We start from the raw sequence: 16857 nt of genomic DNA, 5'->3' as shown, positions 1-16857 counted from the left end.
CCGCGGCCCAGAAATCATGGTCCAGCCATGCTGGTTAGTTATGATAACAACTATGCCCCGACCTGGAAACGGGCAAACCGCTTGATGCCGATATTCTCACCCATCTTGGCGATCAACTCGTTCAACAGGTCCTGTACCGACAGGTCCGGGTTCTTGACAAATTTCTGCTCCAGCAGACAGACCTCGGAAAAATACCTGTCCATCTTGCCGGAGACGATCTTTTCAACGATATTCTCCGGCTTGCCGGAATCAAGGGCCTGCTGCTTGTAGATCTCCTGTTCCCGGGCCGCTTCCTCGGCCGGCACCTCTTCGCGGCTAATCGCCAGCGGATTGGCGGCAGCAATGTGCATGGCCATGTCACGGGCGAATTTACGGAACTCATCGGTCTTGGCGACAAAATCGGTCTCGCAACCCACCTCGACCATTACCCCCAGCTTGGCGCCGGCATGGATATAGGTCTCGATCACCCCCTCGCTGGTTGAGCGGCCGGCCCGCTTCCGGGCCACGGCCAGTCCCTTCTGGCGGAGCAGATCCACTGCCTTTTCCATGTCGCCCCCGGTTTCGGTCAGCGCCTTCTTGCAGTCCATCATCCCGGAACTGGTCTTGTCCCGGAGTTCCTTTACCATTGTACTTGTAATCTTCACCGCTGCTTCTCCTTGCACCCGATATGTCTAATTCATATCATTTTCATTCAGTTCAACCCAACAAACCCGGACCGGTTTCAGGCCGCGGCCGGCGCATCGCTGCCAGCCCCGTTTTCACCGGCCGCCGCCTCGCCCTCGGCCGCCTCCTGAGACGCCATTGCGGCCTCCATTTCCGAACCAGCGCCACCGTCCTCGGCAACCCGGGCCTGGCCGGCCAGCACCGCGTCGGCCATCTTGGAAACAATCAGCTTGATGGCCCGGATGGCGTCGTCATTGCCGGGAATCAAATAGGCGATGCCGTCCGGGTCACAGTTGGTATCCACCAGGCCGACAACCGGGATTCCCAGCTTGACCGCCTCGTTGACCGCGATCTGCTCCCGGCGGGGATCGACCACGAACACCGCCGCGGGCAAGCCCTTCATCAGCTTGATCCCGCCGATGTTGCGGTTGAGCTTGATCTGTTCCTTGCCCATCAACAGGATCTCCTTCTTGGGAAACCGGTTGATCGAACCGTCCTCCTGCATTGCCTCGATACTCTTCAGCCGGTCAATGCTCTTCTTGATGGTCTGAAAATTGGTCAGGGTGCCGCCCAGCCAGCGATGGTTGATGAAGTACATCCCGCAACGCTCGGCCTCCTCCTTGATAATCTCCTGGGCCTGACGCTTGGTGCCGACAAAGAGAATGGAGCCGCCCCGGGCGACCTCGGACACGATATATTCATAGGCCGTGTTGAACAGCCGCATGGTTTTATCAAGGTTGATGATATAGATGCCATTGCGCGGTCCGTAGATATAGGGCCGCATCTTGGGGTTCCATCTCCTGGTCAGATGACCGAAATGGAGCCCGGCCTCAAGCATCTGTTTCATTGTTACATAAGCCATTGCTGTTCCTCCTGTTTTGGTTGTTTCCTCCATCCCGGGGCCCGACCTCGTTACCAAGGCACCAGCGGGCGATAAAATAGGGATGTGTGTTTTTGTAAAACCGTTTTTTTCCGTTCCCGGACCTGGCCCGGGCCCCGGGCCGACCCGTTAAAAAATCTTTTCCTTATACCACCCGGCCGGATCGATTGCAAGCAGGCACCGCACAATACTCCCATGCCTATCTGGGCTGCAAGGTCCCCATCCGGCCCAGGACATGGCGCAGCCAGTCGAATCCGAACTTGAGCAGGGCCTCGTCGTCGCCGCTGTTAATCAACCGGCGGCGGCCCTTGTCCAGACGAAACCGGCGCAGCAGGTTATTCTCCTCGACAACCTGCCGGAACCCGTCGATATTGTAACAGACCATGAAGGCCATCTGCTGCCTGCTGCCGTGGGCCCCTTCTCCCTGCCAGGGATTGGCGGCGAACAGGGTATCGACCTCGGCCCACAGGTCGTTCATGGTATTGTGATGGAGCAGATGCTGGTCCCGGAGCCACTCCCGGACCGTCCAGCTGGTCTTCTCCCCATGGCCGCGGCAGTAGGGATGACGGACAATAAAGTAGTACTCCCGCGGCCGCCCCTGTTCCGGGGTCCGGTCCACGGCCCGCTCCAGGGGATAGGTCCGACAGGATGTGGGCCGATCCTCGTACACCGTACAGCCGGCATCGCCCAGAAAGGGACAGGTCTGCTCCGGGTTGTCGGCCATCCGCATCATCACTGCCGGAAAAAAGGGATGCGTGCCCCGGCCCAGTCGGGTGTACTGCCGCAGGAACTGCTCAGAGCCGAGCCTGAGCCGTTTTTTCAGCCGGATGATGTCATAGGGATAAAGAACCATCTCCAGCTTGCGGCAACAGGCATTAAAACAGGCCACCCCGGGATGGCAGCCGAAACTAAACCGGGAATCGCCCAGGGGCTCCATGCCAACGGGAAATTTTTTCTCTGTCTGGTCCATAACCGAGTCCGTGCCGGAACCTGGTGCATTATTCCTGGCCTGGATCCATGGGCGTTGCCGCGGCAAACAAAAAAGCCGGTATGAAGAAAGGGCTCATACCGGCTTGTTGCAATATGACAGGACGCCGTCGCCTGCTGGCGATGCCCGTCCGGAACAGGCTCCTAGTTGGTGCCCGTCCAGAAATGGCCCTTTCGCCCAATCTCGGCGTCATGCTCAAAAAATAATGCTCGGAATATCACATATATGCCTGCGCTTATTTTTTTCGCGGTCCTTGATCTTGAACGAAATTGCTCATTTCTGGACAGACACTAGTTGTCTACCTCGACGTCATCTTCTTTATAGTTGACCAGTTCAATGATCGCCATGGAGGCGGCATCGCCTGGCCGGGTGCCGGTCCGGATGATCCGGGTATAGCCGCCCTTGCGGTCCATATACTCATCCTTCAGTTCGTCAAACAGCTTGGCAACCACCGCCTTGTCGCGGATCACCGCCAGGGCCTGCCGCCGGGCGTGGAGATCGCCCCGTTTGGCCAGGGTGATCATCCGGTCGGCCAGTTTCCGCAACTCCTTGGCCTTGGGCGTGGTGGTCACGATCCGCTCATGCTCCAACAGGGAGGTGACCATATTTCTCATCATCGCCTTGCGATGGGAAGAGGTGCGTCCCAGTCTGTTTCCTGCCTTACGGTGCCTCATCGATAATCCCTCGTTTAGCTGTTTTCCTCTTCGGCCGGGCCGTCCTCGGCCGGAGTCGGGGCTTCCCAGCCCTCGATCTTCATGCTCAGGCCCAGTTCCATCTCAGCCAGAAGATGTTTTATCTCGTTCAATGACTTACGCCCGAAGTTCTTGGTCTTGAGCATCTCTGCCTCGCTCCGCTGTACCAGTTGGCCGATGTAGTGGATATCGGCATTCTTCAGGCAGTTGGCGGACCGCACTGAAAGTTCGAGATCCTCAACCGTACGGTACAGGTTCTCATTCAGGGGCGGCGCTTCATCTTCTTCGGTTTTCTCCACCACCGGCTCGGCGCTATCCTCATCAAAGTTGATAAAGATGGTCATGTGCTCTTTTAAGATCTTGGCTGCATAGGCCAGCGCATTCTCGGGCTTGACGCTGCCATCGGTATGGATCTCCAGGGTCAGCTTGTCATAATCGGTCTGCTGGCCGACCCGGGCCTGGGTAACGATGTACTGGACCTTCTTGATCGGGGTAAAAATGGCGTCAATGGGAATCACGCCAATGGCATGCTCCTCTTTCTTGTTCATCTCGGCCGGAGAATAGCCCTTGCCCCAACCGACCTCCAACTCGGCCGAAAAAACCGTGTCCTTGCCGGTAATGGTACAGATATGCGTGTCCGGGTTCATCACCTCAACCCGGCCGTCGTCAATGATATCACCGGCAATCACCGGACCGGCCCCGGACTTCTCGATCCGGACCGTCCGGTTGTCCGGGCCGTTGAGCTTCAGCCGCACGCCCTTCAGGTTGAGGATGATCTCGGTAACGTCCTCCAGGATCCCGGTAATGGTGGTGAACTCATGGAGTGCTCCCTCGATCTTCACCGAGGTGATGGCGGCGCCCTGAATCGAGGACATCAGGATCCGGCGCAGGGAGTTGCCGATGGTGACGGCAAAACCGCGCTCCAGGGGCTGGCAGACAAACTTGCCGTAACTGTCGCTGTGGGTTTTCTTGTCCACATCCAACCGCTCGGGCTGAATCAAGTCGCGCCAGTTCATATAAAAGGGAGCTTCTTCTTGCAGTTCTTGTGTCATGGCTCTTTGTTTTCCCTTTAATGAGGTTATCAGCTTCCCGCTCAAAACCTGGGGCCGATGTCGGAAGCGGCCTTGCCGCGGCCGGCGATCAACTTTTTCTTTTCAATACAACAGGGGTTGTTACTTCGAATAAAGCTCGACAATCAACTGTTCCTGGATCGGCATGGTGATCTCTTCGCGGTCGGGCATGGCCTTTACCGATCCCTGGAAGTTATCCTTGTCAAGCTCGAGCCAAGCGGGCACGCCGCGCCGGGTCACCGCCTCCAGGTTATCGATGATCGCCTGGTTCTTGCGGCTCTTCTCCCTCAGGGAAATCACATCGCCCGCTGAAATCAGAAAAGAGGGGATATTGACCTTTTTACCGTTCACCAGGATATGGTTGTGGCGGACTATCTGCCGGGCCTGGGACCGGGAACCGGCAAACCCCAGCCGGAAAACGGTATTGTCAAGCCGCCGCTCCAGGCCGACCAGCAGGTTGACCCCGGTGACGCCCTTCATCTGGTCCGCGGCATGAAAACATCGGCGGAACTGCCCTTCCAGCATTCCGTAGATCCGCCGCACCTTCTGTTTCTCCCGCAACTGAATGGCGTAGTCGGAAACCTTGCGGAACCGCATCTGACCGTGCTGCCCCGGTGCATAAGCGCGTCTTTCATAGGAGCACCGGTCTGAATAACATCTGTCTCCCTTCAGGAACAGCTTAAGATTTTCGCGTCTGCATTGCCTGCAGGAAGCACCTTTATTCTTGGCCAATTTAAACCTCCATCGGAAAAACCGTTTATCTTAAGGGTTCGCCCTGTTTCACTTTGCCTGGAAACATATAAGCCCGCCTCGGGCCGTGACCCCGGCAAGCTTATATTCTCGGCGTATTTCTGAATTGTACCGCCCGGGTTAATAAAAAGACCGAAACAGCTTGTGGTTACGGGGATGGCGTTTCGCGCACCCCGACAACCGGGGCCCGGACATTCCGGCTATACCCGTCTTCTCTTGGGCGGCTTGCAACCGTTATGGGGCAAGGGGGTCACATCGGTGATCCTGCTCACATCAAAACCAGCGACCTGCAGGGCGCGCAGCGCGGCTTCCCGGCCCGGACCCGGACCTTTTACCCGGACCTCCACCTTGCGCATTCCATGGGCCTGGGCCTTGCTGGCCGCCTCGGCCACCGCGTTCTGGGCGGCGAACGGGGTGGACTTGCGCGACCCCTTGAACCCGAGACAACCGGAACTGCACCAGGAGATGATGTTCCCCTGCCGGTCGGCTATGGAAATGATGGTATTGTTAAAGGTAGACTGGATATAGACCACGCCTTCCGGCACGTTCTTCTTTTCCTTGCGCTTCTTCCCGCCCGCGCCTTTCTTCGGACTAGCCATTATCTCTCCTGCGGTATCGTTTCCCCCTAAGCCGGGGCTGCTGTGCAATATCTGGTAAAAAACCACCCCGGGGGCGGGACCGGATTACTTCCGTCCGGACGGTCCCCGCCGCGGCCCCTTCCGGGTCCGGGCATTGGTCTTGGTCCGCTGCCCCCGGCAGGGCAGGCCCTTGCGATGACGCAGGCCGCGGTAGCAGCCGACGTCCATCAACCGCTTGATATCCATTGACACCTCGCGCCGCCGATCACCCTCCACCAGGTACATGGTCTCGATGATCTTCCGAATCCGGGTCACATCGACTTCGCTGATATCATCGCTGTTGATGGTGTGGGGCAGGTTCACCTCATCCAATATCTTTTTTGCCGAACTACGCCCGATGCCGTGGATATAGGTCAGGGCGATTTCCATATGTTTGTTCTTCGGCAAGTCTACGCCTGCTATTCTAGCCAAGATCCGCTTCCTCCACTGATTCTCACGAGTCGTCCAGGGTAATGCCTGGTTATCCCTGACGTTGTTTGTGCTTTTTAACCTTGCAGGTGACCCGCACGATTCCGTTTCTCTTGAAGACCTTGCAACTGCTGCATATCTTCTTTACCGAAGTTCTTACTTTCATTCCATCACCCGTATCTGCGAATTGTTCCGCTCGCCTTCTTTCAAGTATCCAAGCCCACCGGTTTTGCTATTTCCGGGCCCGGAAGGTAATCCGGCCGCGGCTGAGATCATAGGGCGACAACTCGACCGTCACCTGATCACCGGGGAGTATCTTAATAAAATGCATCCGCATCTTGCCGGAGATATGGGCAAGCACCTTATGGCCGTTTTCGAGTTCAACCCGAAACATGGCGTTGGGCAGCGGTTCGACTATTGTGCCTTCGACCTGAATGGCTTCTTCTTTAGGCATACCGTCCCTACCCTGTAGTGGGTTTCCTGAAAATAATCCGGCCAACCGATCAGCCGGCACGCAGCCCTTGACCGCGCATCTCGTGAAACGAGACTTTATAACCTACTTTGCAAGAAAAAAACAGTTTTTTTCATCGCCGTCCGTCCCGGACAGCCCTGCTCAGGATCACCGGGCCGGCATCGGTCACCGCAACCGAGTGTTCGAAATGGGCCGACGGCAACCGGTCGGCGGCAATTACCGTCCAGCCGTCCTTGAGCACCCGCACCTCATGGCCGCCCATGTTGACCATCGGTTCGATGGCCAGCACCATCCCGGCCAGCAATCGCTGGCTGCCGGTGTTGGCAACGAAATTGGGAATCTCCGGGGCCTCATGCAGGGCCGTGCCGATTCCATGGCCGACAAACTGCCTGACCACTGAAAAACCGCGGGACTCGACATGGCCCTGGACCGCGCGGGAGATATCGCTCACCCGGTTTCCCACCCGCACCGCCTCAATCCCCTTGTACAGGGACTCACGGGTAACCTTGAGAAGATCGCTCTTCCGGGAATCAATCGCGCCCGCCGGCAGGGTTACCGCGGCATCGCCGTAATAGCCCTTATACAGGACCCCAAAATCAATGCTGACGATATCGCCCTCCCGGACCAACACCTTTTTCGAGGGAATCCCGTGCACCACCTGCTCGTTAATCGAAACGCAGAGACTGCCGGGAAAACCGTGGTACCCCTTAAAGGCGGGCCTGGCACCCCGCTCCCGGGCAAAGGACTCGGCCAGCCGATCCAGGTGCCAGGTGGACTGTCCGGGCCGTATCGCCTCCGCCAGCATGTTCAGGGTCTCGGCCACAATGGTGTTGGCCTCGCCCATGATCGCCAGCTCGGCCGGACTCTTCAGGGTTATGCTCTTGGCTGTGGAGGCCGCCTTACTCCTGCTCATCAATGCCCCGCAACGCCTCACATTCCCTTTTAATCTTTTCGGCCCGCCCGCTGGCAACCTTCTATCTTAAATCCGTTACCGCCTGCCCTTGACCCTGCCCTTCTTGACAAAACCTTCATAGTTCCGCATCACCAGATGCGACTCAACCTGGGCAATGGTGTCAATGGCCACCCCGACCACGATCAGCAGGGCGGTGCCGCCAAAATAAAAGGGCACGTTAAAATCCTTGATCAACACCGTGGGCAGCACGCAGACCGCGCTGACGTAGATCGCCCCGATCACCGTCAGCCTGGTCAGGGCCTTGTCGATAAAATCAGCGGTTTTCTTGCCCGGCCGGATCCCCGGAATAAACCCGCCGTTTTTCTTCAGGTTCTCCGAGACATCAACCGGGTTGAAGGTGACCGCGGTATAGAAAAAACAGAAAAAGACAATCAGGGCCACATAGGGCACGTAATAATAAATGGTCCCGGGCGAGAGCATGGCCGCTATCCGCTGCACCCAGTCAACCTGGATCAGGCCGCCCACCGTGGCCGGGAAGACCATCAGCGAGGAGGCAAAAATCGGCGGGATCACCCCGGCGACATTGATCTTCAACGGCAGGTGCGAACTCTGGCCGCCGTAGACCCGCCGGCCGACCACCCGCTTGGCGTACTGGATCGGAATCTTCCGCTGCGCGGTTTCAAAAAAGATGATCAGCCCGACCACCGCCAACATCATCACCAGCAGAATCGGGATAAAAACCAGGGCCCGCTCGCCCATGCTGACCTGTTGAAAGGTATTGACGATCGCGGCCGGCATCCGGGCCACGATCCCGGCAAAGATGATCAGCGAAATCCCGTTGCCGATCCCCCGCTCGGTCATCTGCTCGCCCAGCCACATGATAAAGGCGGTGCCCGAGGTCAGGGTGATGATGGTCATCAGCTTGAACGGCCAGCCCGGGTAAAGCACAATGGCCTCGCCGCCCGGGCCGGTCATCCCCTCCAGGCCGACACTGATGAAAAGGCCCTGGACCAGGCTCAGTCCCACCGTGCCGTAGCGGGTGTACTTGGTGATCTTGCGCCGGCCGGATTCGCCCTCCTTTTTCCAGGCCTCGAGCTGCGGGATCACCACGGTCAGGAGCTGGATAATGATCGAGGCGCTGATGTAGGGCATGATCCCCAGGGCAAAGATGGAGAAGTTCTCCAGGGCCCCGCCCGAGAACATGTTGAACATGCCGAAAATGGTGTCAGCGTTCTTGGCGAAAAATGCCGCCAGGGCCTCGCCGTTGATTCCCGGGGTGGGGATCTGCACCCCGACCCGGTACACGGCGAGCATCAGCAGGGTGAAGATCACCCGGCGCCGAAGCTCGGGGATATTCGCCGTGTTTTTGAATCCGCTGCCGATCATCTAATCGACCACCACCGTTCCGCCGGCCGCCTCGATCTTGTCCCGGGCAGCCTGACTTACCTTGTCCACGGCAACCCTGACCGATCTGGTGATCTCACCGTTGGCCAGCACCTTGACCAGGGTCGTATTCTTCTTGATCAGACCGGCCTTGACCAGCGCGTCCCGGTCCACGGTGGCGCCCGCCTCGAAACGGTCCAGATCGCTCAGGGAGACGATGGCATAGACCTTTTTGAAAATATTGGTAAAGCCACGCTTGGGAAGTCGCCGCTGCAGCGGCATCTGGCCACCCTCGAAACCCATCCGCACCCCACGGCCGGAGCGGGAGTTGGCCCCCTTATGCCCGCGGCCGGCGGTCTTGCCATGCCCGGTACCCTGGCCGCGGCCCAACCGTTTTCTCTGTTTACGCGCCGCCGGGTTCGGCGACAGATTACTCAAGGACAACATCTCTATTCCTCCTCAACGGTCACAAGGTGCTGGACCTTGCGCAGCATTCCTCTTATCTCCGGCGTATCCTTGCGGACCACTGTCTTCTGCCGCCGCGTCAACCCCAGGCCGGTCAAGGTGGCGCGCACCTTCCTGGTGCTGCCGATCATGCTCTTGCTCAAGGTAAAGCGCAAAGTGTTTCCCATTTTCTCAAACCTTATTCAACGTGTTCTTGTCTTGTCTTGCCGGGCCTGTCCGCCCGCCCTGGCAACCTGGTACCACGATCAATGGCGCGGATAACCGGCTGCTAGGCGAGAATCTCTTCCACGGTCTTGCCGCGCAGGGCAGCGACCCGTTCGGCGCTGCGCAGGTTGCGCAGCCCGTCAAGGGTCGCCTTGACCAGGTTGTGGGGATTGTGGGAGCCGATACACTTGGTCAGCACGTTCTGGACCCCGGCCGCCTCCAGCACGGCCCGGACCCCGCCGCCGGCAATCACCCCGGTACCCTCGGAGGCCGGCTTCAACAGCACCAGGCCGGCGCCGAACTTGCCCTTGATCTCGTGCGGAATACTGGTCTCGGTCAGGGCCACCGGACGCATATCCTTGCGCGCCCGCTCAACCCCCTTGCGAATCGCCTCGGGCACCTGGTTGGCCTTGCCCAGGCCGTAGCCGACCTTGCCCTTGCCGTCACCAATGACCACGATGGCGCTGAAGCTGAAACGCCGGCCACCCTTGACCACCTTGGCCACCCGGTTGATATAGACGATCTTTTCAATCAGGTCGGACGCGGTATCGCTCTTCCCTTGCTTAAAGTCTGCCAAAGCACACCCCCAAAATCCTTGAATTATGTTTATTCCACGTCCCGGCGGAACTAGAACTCCAGGCCGCCGGCCCGGGCGCCCTCGGAGAGCGCCTTGACCCGGCCATGATAGATGTATCCGCCCCGGTCAAAGACAACCGCGGTGATCCCGGCGGCCTTGGCCTTTTCAGCCAGCAACTTGCCCACCTGATGGGCCCGGCCGCATTTACCCTTGGTTTCCTCGCCCGCCACCTCTTTGTTCAAGGAGGACATGGCCACCAGGGTGTTGCCCCGGGCGTCGTCAATAATCTGGGCATAGATATGCCTGGCGCTGCGAAAAACACGCAGTCTCGGTCGCTCCGAGGTGCCGGTGATCTTTTTCCTGATCCGCCTGATACGCTTCCGCCGCGCAATAACCGTAGAGTCTGTTTTTGCCATTACCGTTTTCCTGTTGCTCTTTAAGCAAGCATCTGTTGAAAAATGCCGTTAGCGGACCATGCCCGCGCCGCGGCCCCGGCGGGCCTTATTTGGCCCCGGACTTGCCGACCTTGCGGGCGATATACTCGCCCTCGTACCTGATGCCCTTGCCCTTATAGGGCTCGGGCTTACGCACCGCCCGAATCCTGGCCGCGGTCTGGCCGATCAGTTCCTTGTCGATTCCCTTGATGGTAATCGTGTTTTTTTTGTCAACCGAGGCCGCCACCCCTTCGGGCAGTTCAAAAATGACCGGCGAAGAGTAGCCGACATTGAGCTTGAGCGTTGCCTTGTCAACCTCGGCCTTGTATCCGACCCCTTCGATCAACAACCTCTTCTGAAACCCTTGCCCGACCCCGACGACCATGTTGTTGACCAGAGAGCGGGTCAGACCCTTCATCGCCATGGTCACCCGGCCGGTATCACTGGTATTCAAAACCAGGTGGCCGTCCTCGAGAGCCAGGCTCACCTCGGGCCGGATTTCACGCTCAAGGGTGCCCTTGGGACCCTTTACCGTCACCCTGGCGCCCTGGATATCGACCGAGACACCCTTGGGTAGCGGAATCGGTTTATTGCCTATTCTGGACATCTATTCCTCCAATCTTTGCGGCAAATCCCGTTTCGCCGGCCAACGACAAAAGTCAGTCGTCTCCAGCGGCCGGGGAGCCATGCACACAGTTACTCAAGCCGGTTCCGGTTCCGTTACCAGGTCTCGCAGAGAACCTCGCCGCCCACCCGGAGACGCCGGGCCTCGCGGTCGGTGATCACCCCGTTCGAGGTGGAAAGGATCGCTATCCCGAGCCCGTTCAGCACCCTGGGGATCGCATCGGCCTGCACATAAACCCGCAGCCCGGGCTTGCTGACCCGCCGGATTCCGGTAATGACCTTCTCATCGTTCGGGCCGTACTTCAGATCGATCCGCAGAGTCCCCTGGGGACCCTCCCTGAGAACACTATAGTCACTGATGTAGCCTTCATCCTTAAGCACCTTGGCCACATTGACCTTCAGCTTCGACAGCGGCATATTCACCGTGTCGAAGCGTGCCATTCCACCATTTCTGATCCTGGTCAGCATATCTGCCAGGGGATCGCTCATCGACATCCAGACTGTACTCCTTGTCTAAATTTGGTTGTTGAATCTCACCCCGCCGGGCCCGGTTTTTCCGATCATGCCCGGCCCGGATTCGGTTCTTCTTCGCCGGGACACCCGGGAATCCGCTCATTCACTTGAATTACCAGCTGGACTTGGTCACCCCGGTAACCTCGCCCCTGGAAACCAGGCTCCGAAAACAGATCCGGCAGACACCGAACTTCCGGATAAAGGCCCGCGGCCGGCCGCAGAGGGGACACCGGTTATATGCACGAACCTGGAATTTCGGCTGCCGTTTACTTTTTGCGATCAATGATTTCTTAGCCAACTCGTCCTCCCTTGGCTGATTGGATTCTTCTTGATTTTGCCCGTCGTCACTGGTGCGCCACCTTCCTTACTTCCGAAACGGCATCCCCATCACCTTGAGGAGAAAGCGGCCCTCGGCATCGCTCCTGGCACTGGTGGCAATGGAAATGTTCAACCCCCGGATCTTGTCGATCCTGTCGTAGTCGATCTCCGGAAAGATGATATGCTCGGTGATCCCCATGGAGAAGTTGCCTCTGCCGTCGAACATGGCCGGCGACATCCCCCGGAAGTCACGCACCCGGGGCAGGGCGATATGCACCAGCTTGCTGAAAAAATCATACATCCGCTCACTGCGCAGGGTGACCCGGCAGCCGATCGGCATCCCCTGGCGGAGCTTGAACCCGGCAATGGACTTCTTGGCCCTGGTAACCACCGCCTTCTGACCGGCGATCCGGCTCAGTTCCTCCGCGGCCACGTCAACGATCTTCGGGTTCTGGACCGCCTCGCCAAGCCCCATGTTGAGGACAACCTTGGTCACCCGCGGCACCTGCATGATATTCTTGTAGCCGAACTCTTCCATCAGTTGCGGCACACACTCTTTCTGGTAAAATTCCTTTATGCCCGACATTGAAAAAAACCTCCAAATCGCCCAGGGGCTTCAATTACGCCTTGGGCTCGATAATCTCATCGCAGCTCTTGCAGATCCGCACCTTGGTGCCGTCATCCAGGGTGTTTTTCCTGATGCGAACCGTTTTTGTGCATTTCGGGCACACCAGCATCAGGTTCGAGACATGGATCGGCGCCTCTTTCTCAACAATCTGACCCTGCTGATTGGCGGCCGAGGGCTTCATGTGCCGCTTGATCATATTGCTCCGTTCGACCAGGGCTCGATCCTTATTCCTATAGACCCTGAGAATCTTGCCGACCCGGCCCCTGTCCTTACCGGCAATGACCTCAACCTGGTCGTTGATCTTCAAATAATTCATACCTTGACCCATCCTTGCTGCCTCCCGCAATAACCCCTTGACCGTTCCTCGGTCAGGCCTGTTCCGTTACACCACCTCAGGGGCGAGGGAGATAATTTTCATAAACCCCTTTACCCGCAACTCCCGGGCCACCGGGCCGAATATACGGGTGCCCACCGGCTCGCCCGAAGCGGAAAGCAATACCGCGCTGTTGCCGTCAAACCGTACCGAGGTGTCATCCATCCGCCTGATCTCCTTGGCGGTTCGCACCACCACCGCCCGCATCACGTCACCCTTCTTGACCTTGGCATGGGGGATGGCCTCTTTTACCGTAACCACAATAATATCGCCGACCCGGGCATAACGCCGCCGGGTACCGCCCAGGACCCGGATACAGAGGACCTTTTTGGCGCCGGAGTTGTCTGCCACGTCGAGTACTGTTTCGGTCTGTATCATATCACCACCAACATTCAGTAAATTAAAATGACCGCGAGGCCGGGCCCGACGGCAAATACCATTTTTTGTAAGTCCCGGATCAGCACGCCGGAGTCCGCCGGAAGGCCGCGGCCCCGACCAACAATGAAAATCTCTCCGGACAGCGGGCTTCGTCCGCCACGACGTTCATATAAAGGTATCTAAACGGCCTGCTCGATAACCGACCGGACCCGCCACCGTTTCCGTTTACTCAACGGACGGCATTCCTCGATCAGCACCCGATCGCCGATGTTGCAGGTACCCTCGGGATCATGGGCCATGTATTTGACCCGGCGCTTGATAAACTTGCCGTAAAACTTATCGCGAACCAGCCGGTCAACCTGCACCACCACGCTTTTGGCCATCTTGTTACTGACCACTGAACCGGTTCGTGTCTTCTTTATCGTCTTTTTTGCTTCCATAATCTCAGTGTTCCCACTTTGTTATTCCATGCCACGCCTGAAGCCCGCCGGAACCCGGGGCGCCCGGCGCGCGATTGGGCGACTTACCGCCCCTGCCCGGCGTTTTTTGCGGTCAGGACCCGGGCGATATCACGGCGGAGGTTCCGAAGGGTAGCGGTATTCTCCAGCCGATGGATCCCGTGCTGAAAACTCAGCTTAAAGAGATTCTCGCGCAGGTCGTGTTCCTTGGCCGCCAACTCCTCGGCACTCATTTCCCGCACCTTCCGGCGTAACTCTTTGGACTTCATAGACTGGTACTCCTCGTAATCACCTTGGTTGCAAAGGGCAGTTTGGCTGCCGCCAGGCTCAAGGCACGGATTGCCAGATCCTCTTCAACCCCGGCAAGTTCATAGAGTATCCGCCCCGGCTTGACCGGCGCCACCCATGATTCCGGACTGCCCTTGCCCTTGCCCATCCGTGTTTCCGCCGGCTTCTTGGTCAGCGGTTTGTCCGGAAAAACCCGGATCCACATCTGGCCGCCGCGCTTTACCTTTCTGTTGATGGCGATCCGGGCCGCCTCGATCTGCTGGGCGGTCATATAACCGCACTCAACGGCCTTGAGGGCATAGTCGCCAAAGCTGATGGTGGAGCCCCGATAGGCGGCGCCGCGCATCCGGCCCTTCATCTGTTTTCTATGTTTGACTTTTTTAGGACTGAGCATAAAACACCCTCATTCTTTAACCGGCTTGATGATGAACTCGCAAAAAGCCTGAATTCACCGCTTCTCATCACCGCGCGTCAACACGTTTCTCGGCATCGCTCAACACCTCGCCCTTGAAGATCCAGACCTTGACGCCGATGATCCCGTAGGTGGTCTTGGCCTCGGCCAGCCCGTAGTCGATATCGGCCCGCAGGGTATGGAGCGGCACCCGGCCCTCGCGATACCATTCGCGCCGGCCCATTTCCGCGCCGCCGAGGCGACCGGAACAGTTTATCTTAATTCCTTTGACGCCGAAGCGCAAGGCGGTGTTCACTGCTTTTTTCATCGCCCGGCGGAAGGCGATCCTGCGCTCCAGCTGCTGGGCCACGTTCTCGGCAACCAGTTGGGCATCGGCCTCGGGCCGGCGCACTTCCTGGATATCGAGAATACAGTGCCGGCCGGTCAAGCGGTCCAGCTCAACCTTCAGGGCCTCGATCTCAGCGCCCTTCTTGCCGATAACGATCCCCGGCCGGGCGGTGTGCAGCTTGACCCGCAACTTCTCCCCGGTGCGCTCGATATTGATCCGGGAAACACCGGCGTGATACAGCCGCTTCTTGAGATACTTCTTGATCTGCTGATCTTCCAAAAGGAACTTGGCATAATCCTTGCCCGCAAACCAGATGGACTCCCAGGTCCGCGTAATATTCAGCCGCATGCCGATTGGATTGACTTTCTGGCCCAAAATCTCCCTCCGTAATATAGAGTTTTCTACAGAGTATCTCTCTTAATTAAATCTGCTTACTGTTCATCAAGGACAACGGTTATATGGCTGGTCCGCTTCAGGATACGGTTGGCCCGGCCCATTGCCCGCGGCCTGATCCGTTTCAAGGTGGGACCGCCGTCGACATACACCGACTTGACATACAGGGTGTCCACGTCGATGGCAGCGTTCTGACCGGCATTGGCCAGGGCCGACTCAATGACCTTGCGCAGAATTTCCGCGCCCTTCTTGGGCATGAACCGTAAGGTGTTAATGGCCTTCTCGACCTCCTGGCCCCGGACAACGTCGGCAATCAGCCGAGCCTTCTGGGGAGAGATCCGGATATATCGGGCAACCGCCTTTGCTTGCATGGCGTCCTACTCCTTATTGTTACAGTATTTCCGCACGGAGACTACCTTGTTATTTCTTGCCTCTTTTGTCCCCGGCATGACCGTAATAGGTCCGGGTCGGGGAGAACTCGCCAAGTTTGTGGCCCACCATGTTATCGGTCACAAACACCGGGATGAATCTCCTACCGTTATGCACGGCAAAGGTCATCCCGATCATGTCGGGAGTGATATCAGACCGCCGCGACCAGGTTTTGATCACCTTGCGGGAATTGTTTTCCTTAGCCTTGACCACCTTTTTCAACAGATGCTCATCAATAAACGGCCCTTTCTTTACAGAACGCGACACTTTCCTACCCCCAGATTATGATCTTCTTCTTACGATATCCCTGTCGGAAGTCTTTTTGCCCCGCCGGGTCTTATAACCCTTGGTGGGCACCCCCCACGGCGTGCAGGGATGACGGCCGCCGGAACTCTTGCCTTCGCCGCCGCCCATGGGATGGTCAACCGGGTTCATTGCCACCCCGCGAACATGGGGCCGCTTGCCCAGCCACCGTTTCCGGCCGGCCTTGCCGAGCTTGCGGCTGTCATGCTCGGAATTGCCGATCTGGCCGATACAGGCCCGGCACTTCTTGTGGAACCGCCGCACCTCGCCCGAGGGCAGCTTGACCAGGACGTAATCGCCCTCCTTGGCCATCAGCTGAGCGGATACGCCGGCGCTGCGCACCAGTTGACCGCCCTTGCCGATCTTCATCTCCAGGTTGTGAATGATGGTGCCCAGGGGAATATCACCCATTGCCAGGCAGTTGCCGGCCTTGATATCCACGCCTTCGCCGGCCTCCACCGCATCGCCGACCTTGATCCCGGCCGGAGAGAGGATATAGCTCTTTTCACCGTCGGCATAATGGAGCAGGGCGATATTGGCCGACCGGTTCGGATCGTACTCAATGGCGGCCACCCGGGCCGGAATACCGACCTTGTTCCGCTTGAAGTCGATAATCCGGTATTTCCGTTTGTGGCCGCCGCCGATGTGGCGCGCGGTTATCCGGCCGTAGTTGTTTCTGCCGCCGCTCTTGCTGAGCGACGCAGTCAGGCTCTTTTCCGGTTTTTTCTTGGACAACTCCGGTGAAACCGTTGACACGTGGTTTCTTTTACCGGGTGATGTCGGATTATAGGTCTTAATAGCCATTTGCAACCCCGATTCTATTCAAGCGCTGATATGTTGATTCTACCTGTGGAGTCGTTGCCCCGGATGCACGA

29 protein-coding genes are annotated in these 16857 nt (G+C 58.1%); all 29 read right to left on the bottom strand.

The annotated features are described in order from the left end of the window. Positions 1-50: 50 nt before the first annotated feature. The 29 genes from tsf to rplB all read right to left on the bottom strand — a co-directional run bounded on the left by tsf (position 51) and on the right by rplB (position 16786). The gene (gene tsf, locus L3J03_01945) at positions 51-644 is read right to left on the bottom strand and encodes a translation elongation factor Ts (GenBank protein ID MCF6289756.1); all 594 of its coding nucleotides are present in this window, start codon (positions 642-644) and stop codon (positions 51-53) included. A 77-nt stretch (positions 645-721) separates the two neighbouring features. Continuing rightward, positions 722-1525, bottom strand: a complete 804-nt coding sequence (rpsB, locus tag L3J03_01940; protein ID MCF6289755.1) for a 30S ribosomal protein S2 — start codon at positions 1523-1525, stop codon at positions 722-724. Positions 1526-1742: 217 nt separating this feature from the next. Then, positions 1743-2513: a YkgJ family cysteine cluster protein gene (locus L3J03_01935; GenBank protein ID MCF6289754.1), complete on the bottom strand. Its 771-nt coding sequence runs from the start codon at positions 2511-2513 to the stop codon at positions 1743-1745. Between the two features lie 308 nt (positions 2514-2821). Further along, a complete protein-coding gene (gene rplQ, locus L3J03_01930; GenBank protein ID MCF6289753.1) occupies positions 2822-3205 on the bottom strand; it encodes a 50S ribosomal protein L17 in 384 nt (127 codons plus the stop codon). Positions 3206-3219: 14 nt separating this feature from the next. Next, positions 3220-4275 carry a DNA-directed RNA polymerase subunit alpha gene (locus L3J03_01925; GenBank protein ID MCF6289752.1) on the bottom strand — a complete coding sequence of 352 codons (1056 nt, stop codon included), beginning with the start codon at positions 4273-4275 and terminating at the stop codon, positions 3220-3222. Positions 4276-4395: 120 nt separating this feature from the next. Then, positions 4396-5025, bottom strand: a complete 630-nt coding sequence (gene rpsD, locus L3J03_01920; protein ID MCF6289751.1) for a 30S ribosomal protein S4 — start codon at positions 5023-5025, stop codon at positions 4396-4398. 218 nt (positions 5026-5243) lie between these two features. After that, complete coding sequence (rpsK, locus tag L3J03_01915) at positions 5244-5642, bottom strand: 30S ribosomal protein S11 (GenBank protein MCF6289750.1); 399 nt, start codon at positions 5640-5642, stop codon at positions 5244-5246. Positions 5643-5726: 84 nt separating this feature from the next. Beyond that, entirely contained in the window at positions 5727-6092 is a 366-nt protein-coding gene (gene rpsM / locus L3J03_01910; GenBank protein MCF6289749.1) for a 30S ribosomal protein S13, read from the bottom strand. 49 nt (positions 6093-6141) lie between these two features. Then, positions 6142-6255: a 50S ribosomal protein L36 gene (gene rpmJ / locus L3J03_01905; GenBank protein ID MCF6289748.1), complete on the bottom strand. Its 114-nt coding sequence runs from the start codon at positions 6253-6255 to the stop codon at positions 6142-6144. A gap of 66 nt (positions 6256-6321) precedes the next feature. Further along, positions 6322-6543, bottom strand: a complete 222-nt coding sequence (gene infA, locus L3J03_01900; GenBank protein ID MCF6289747.1) for a translation initiation factor IF-1 — start codon at positions 6541-6543, stop codon at positions 6322-6324. A gap of 130 nt (positions 6544-6673) precedes the next feature. After that, positions 6674-7474 (bottom strand): type I methionyl aminopeptidase, encoded by an 801-nt coding sequence (gene map, locus L3J03_01895; protein MCF6289746.1) that lies wholly within the window; start codon positions 7472-7474, stop codon positions 6674-6676. A 75-nt stretch (positions 7475-7549) separates the two neighbouring features. Beyond that, positions 7550-8860, bottom strand: coding sequence for a preprotein translocase subunit SecY (gene secY / locus L3J03_01890; protein MCF6289745.1), 1311 nt, complete (start codon positions 8858-8860; stop codon positions 7550-7552). Next, a complete protein-coding gene (rplO, locus tag L3J03_01885) occupies positions 8861-9304 on the bottom strand; it encodes a 50S ribosomal protein L15 (protein MCF6289744.1) in 444 nt (147 codons plus the stop codon). It abuts the gene before it with no gap. Positions 9305-9306: 2 nt separating this feature from the next. Continuing rightward, positions 9307-9489, bottom strand: a complete 183-nt coding sequence (gene rpmD / locus L3J03_01880) for a 50S ribosomal protein L30 (protein ID MCF6289743.1) — start codon at positions 9487-9489, stop codon at positions 9307-9309. Between the two features lie 101 nt (positions 9490-9590). Beyond that, positions 9591-10103: a 30S ribosomal protein S5 gene (gene rpsE / locus L3J03_01875; GenBank protein MCF6289742.1), complete on the bottom strand. Its 513-nt coding sequence runs from the start codon at positions 10101-10103 to the stop codon at positions 9591-9593. 50 nt (positions 10104-10153) lie between these two features. Continuing rightward, entirely contained in the window at positions 10154-10519 is a 366-nt protein-coding gene (gene rplR / locus L3J03_01870; GenBank protein ID MCF6289741.1) for a 50S ribosomal protein L18, read from the bottom strand. An 85-nt stretch (positions 10520-10604) separates the two neighbouring features. Beyond that, complete coding sequence (gene rplF / locus L3J03_01865; GenBank protein ID MCF6289740.1) at positions 10605-11144, bottom strand: 50S ribosomal protein L6; 540 nt, start codon at positions 11142-11144, stop codon at positions 10605-10607. A gap of 113 nt (positions 11145-11257) precedes the next feature. Next, positions 11258-11656 carry a 30S ribosomal protein S8 gene (gene rpsH, locus L3J03_01860; GenBank protein ID MCF6289739.1) on the bottom strand — a complete coding sequence of 133 codons (399 nt, stop codon included), beginning with the start codon at positions 11654-11656 and terminating at the stop codon, positions 11258-11260. Between the two features lie 130 nt (positions 11657-11786). Further along, positions 11787-11972 carry a type Z 30S ribosomal protein S14 gene (locus L3J03_01855; protein MCF6289738.1) on the bottom strand — a complete coding sequence of 62 codons (186 nt, stop codon included), beginning with the start codon at positions 11970-11972 and terminating at the stop codon, positions 11787-11789. 66 nt (positions 11973-12038) lie between these two features. Next, positions 12039-12578, bottom strand: a complete 540-nt coding sequence (gene rplE / locus L3J03_01850; GenBank protein ID MCF6289737.1) for a 50S ribosomal protein L5 — start codon at positions 12576-12578, stop codon at positions 12039-12041. 34 nt (positions 12579-12612) lie between these two features. Beyond that, the gene (gene rplX / locus L3J03_01845) at positions 12613-12948 is read right to left on the bottom strand and encodes a 50S ribosomal protein L24 (GenBank protein MCF6289736.1); all 336 of its coding nucleotides are present in this window, start codon (positions 12946-12948) and stop codon (positions 12613-12615) included. Between the two features lie 54 nt (positions 12949-13002). Further along, positions 13003-13371: a 50S ribosomal protein L14 gene (rplN, locus tag L3J03_01840; protein ID MCF6289735.1), complete on the bottom strand. Its 369-nt coding sequence runs from the start codon at positions 13369-13371 to the stop codon at positions 13003-13005. Positions 13372-13550: 179 nt separating this feature from the next. Beyond that, positions 13551-13811, bottom strand: a complete 261-nt coding sequence (rpsQ, locus tag L3J03_01835) for a 30S ribosomal protein S17 (GenBank protein ID MCF6289734.1) — start codon at positions 13809-13811, stop codon at positions 13551-13553. Positions 13812-13894: 83 nt separating this feature from the next. Then, positions 13895-14098, bottom strand: a complete 204-nt coding sequence (rpmC, locus tag L3J03_01830; protein ID MCF6289733.1) for a 50S ribosomal protein L29 — start codon at positions 14096-14098, stop codon at positions 13895-13897. After that, positions 14095-14511, bottom strand: coding sequence for a 50S ribosomal protein L16 (gene rplP, locus L3J03_01825; GenBank protein ID MCF6289732.1), 417 nt, complete (start codon positions 14509-14511; stop codon positions 14095-14097). Before rplP ends, rpmC begins: the two co-directional genes overlap by 4 nt. Before the next feature lie 67 nt (positions 14512-14578). Further along, positions 14579-15232 carry a 30S ribosomal protein S3 gene (gene rpsC, locus L3J03_01820; GenBank protein ID MCF6289731.1) on the bottom strand — a complete coding sequence of 218 codons (654 nt, stop codon included), beginning with the start codon at positions 15230-15232 and terminating at the stop codon, positions 14579-14581. Positions 15233-15288: 56 nt separating this feature from the next. Further along, positions 15289-15621, bottom strand: coding sequence for a 50S ribosomal protein L22 (gene rplV, locus L3J03_01815; GenBank protein MCF6289730.1), 333 nt, complete (start codon positions 15619-15621; stop codon positions 15289-15291). A gap of 49 nt (positions 15622-15670) precedes the next feature. Beyond that, positions 15671-15946 carry a 30S ribosomal protein S19 gene (gene rpsS / locus L3J03_01810; protein MCF6289729.1) on the bottom strand — a complete coding sequence of 92 codons (276 nt, stop codon included), beginning with the start codon at positions 15944-15946 and terminating at the stop codon, positions 15671-15673. Positions 15947-15961: 15 nt separating this feature from the next. Then, a complete protein-coding gene (rplB, locus tag L3J03_01805) occupies positions 15962-16786 on the bottom strand; it encodes a 50S ribosomal protein L2 (protein ID MCF6289728.1) in 825 nt (274 codons plus the stop codon). Between the last annotated feature and the right edge of the window lie 71 nt (positions 16787-16857).

The sequence above is a fragment of the Desulfobacterales bacterium genome (assembly GCA_021647905.1).
Taxonomy (GTDB): domain Bacteria; phylum Desulfobacterota; class Desulfobulbia; order Desulfobulbales; family BM004; genus JAKITW01.
This window is presented reverse-complemented; position numbering and strand designations above follow the sequence as displayed.

Excerpts from the sequence above, each read along its gene's own strand:
- rpsB (MCF6289755.1), bottom strand. The coding sequence starts at position 1,525 with ATGGCTTATGTAACAATGAAACAGATGCTTGAGGCCGGGCTCCATTTC.
- L3J03_01935 (MCF6289754.1), bottom strand. The coding sequence starts at position 2,513 with ATGGACCAGACAGAGAAAAAATTTCCCGTTGGCATGGAGCCCCTGGGC.
- rplQ (MCF6289753.1), bottom strand. The coding sequence starts at position 3,205 with ATGAGGCACCGTAAGGCAGGAAACAGACTGGGACGCACCTCTTCCCAT.
- L3J03_01925 (MCF6289752.1), bottom strand. The coding sequence starts at position 4,275 with ATGACACAAGAACTGCAAGAAGAAGCTCCCTTTTATATGAACTGGCGC.
- rpsK (MCF6289750.1), bottom strand. The coding sequence starts at position 5,642 with ATGGCTAGTCCGAAGAAAGGCGCGGGCGGGAAGAAGCGCAAGGAAAAG.
- rpmJ (MCF6289748.1), bottom strand. The coding sequence starts at position 6,255 with ATGAAAGTAAGAACTTCGGTAAAGAAGATATGCAGCAGTTGCAAGGTC.
- infA (MCF6289747.1), bottom strand. The coding sequence starts at position 6,543 with ATGCCTAAAGAAGAAGCCATTCAGGTCGAAGGCACAATAGTCGAACCG.
- map (MCF6289746.1), bottom strand. The coding sequence starts at position 7,474 with ATGAGCAGGAGTAAGGCGGCCTCCACAGCCAAGAGCATAACCCTGAAG.
- secY (MCF6289745.1), bottom strand. The coding sequence starts at position 8,860 with ATGATCGGCAGCGGATTCAAAAACACGGCGAATATCCCCGAGCTTCGG.
- rplO (MCF6289744.1), bottom strand. The coding sequence starts at position 9,304 with ATGTTGTCCTTGAGTAATCTGTCGCCGAACCCGGCGGCGCGTAAACAG.
- rpmD (MCF6289743.1), bottom strand. The coding sequence starts at position 9,489 with ATGGGAAACACTTTGCGCTTTACCTTGAGCAAGAGCATGATCGGCAGC.
- rplR (MCF6289741.1), bottom strand. The coding sequence starts at position 10,519 with ATGGCAAAAACAGACTCTACGGTTATTGCGCGGCGGAAGCGTATCAGG.
- rplF (MCF6289740.1), bottom strand. The coding sequence starts at position 11,144 with ATGTCCAGAATAGGCAATAAACCGATTCCGCTACCCAAGGGTGTCTCG.
- rpsH (MCF6289739.1), bottom strand. The coding sequence starts at position 11,656 with ATGTCGATGAGCGATCCCCTGGCAGATATGCTGACCAGGATCAGAAAT.
- rplE (MCF6289737.1), bottom strand. The coding sequence starts at position 12,578 with ATGTCGGGCATAAAGGAATTTTACCAGAAAGAGTGTGTGCCGCAACTG.
- rplX (MCF6289736.1), bottom strand. The coding sequence starts at position 12,948 with ATGGGTCAAGGTATGAATTATTTGAAGATCAACGACCAGGTTGAGGTC.
- rplN (MCF6289735.1), bottom strand. The coding sequence starts at position 13,371 with ATGATACAGACCGAAACAGTACTCGACGTGGCAGACAACTCCGGCGCC.
- rpsQ (MCF6289734.1), bottom strand. The coding sequence starts at position 13,811 with ATGGAAGCAAAAAAGACGATAAAGAAGACACGAACCGGTTCAGTGGTC.
- rpmC (MCF6289733.1), bottom strand. The coding sequence starts at position 14,098 with ATGAAGTCCAAAGAGTTACGCCGGAAGGTGCGGGAAATGAGTGCCGAG.
- rplP (MCF6289732.1), bottom strand. The coding sequence starts at position 14,511 with ATGCTCAGTCCTAAAAAAGTCAAACATAGAAAACAGATGAAGGGCCGG.
- rplV (MCF6289730.1), bottom strand. The coding sequence starts at position 15,621 with ATGCAAGCAAAGGCGGTTGCCCGATATATCCGGATCTCTCCCCAGAAG.
- rplB (MCF6289728.1), bottom strand. The coding sequence starts at position 16,786 with ATGGCTATTAAGACCTATAATCCGACATCACCCGGTAAAAGAAACCAC.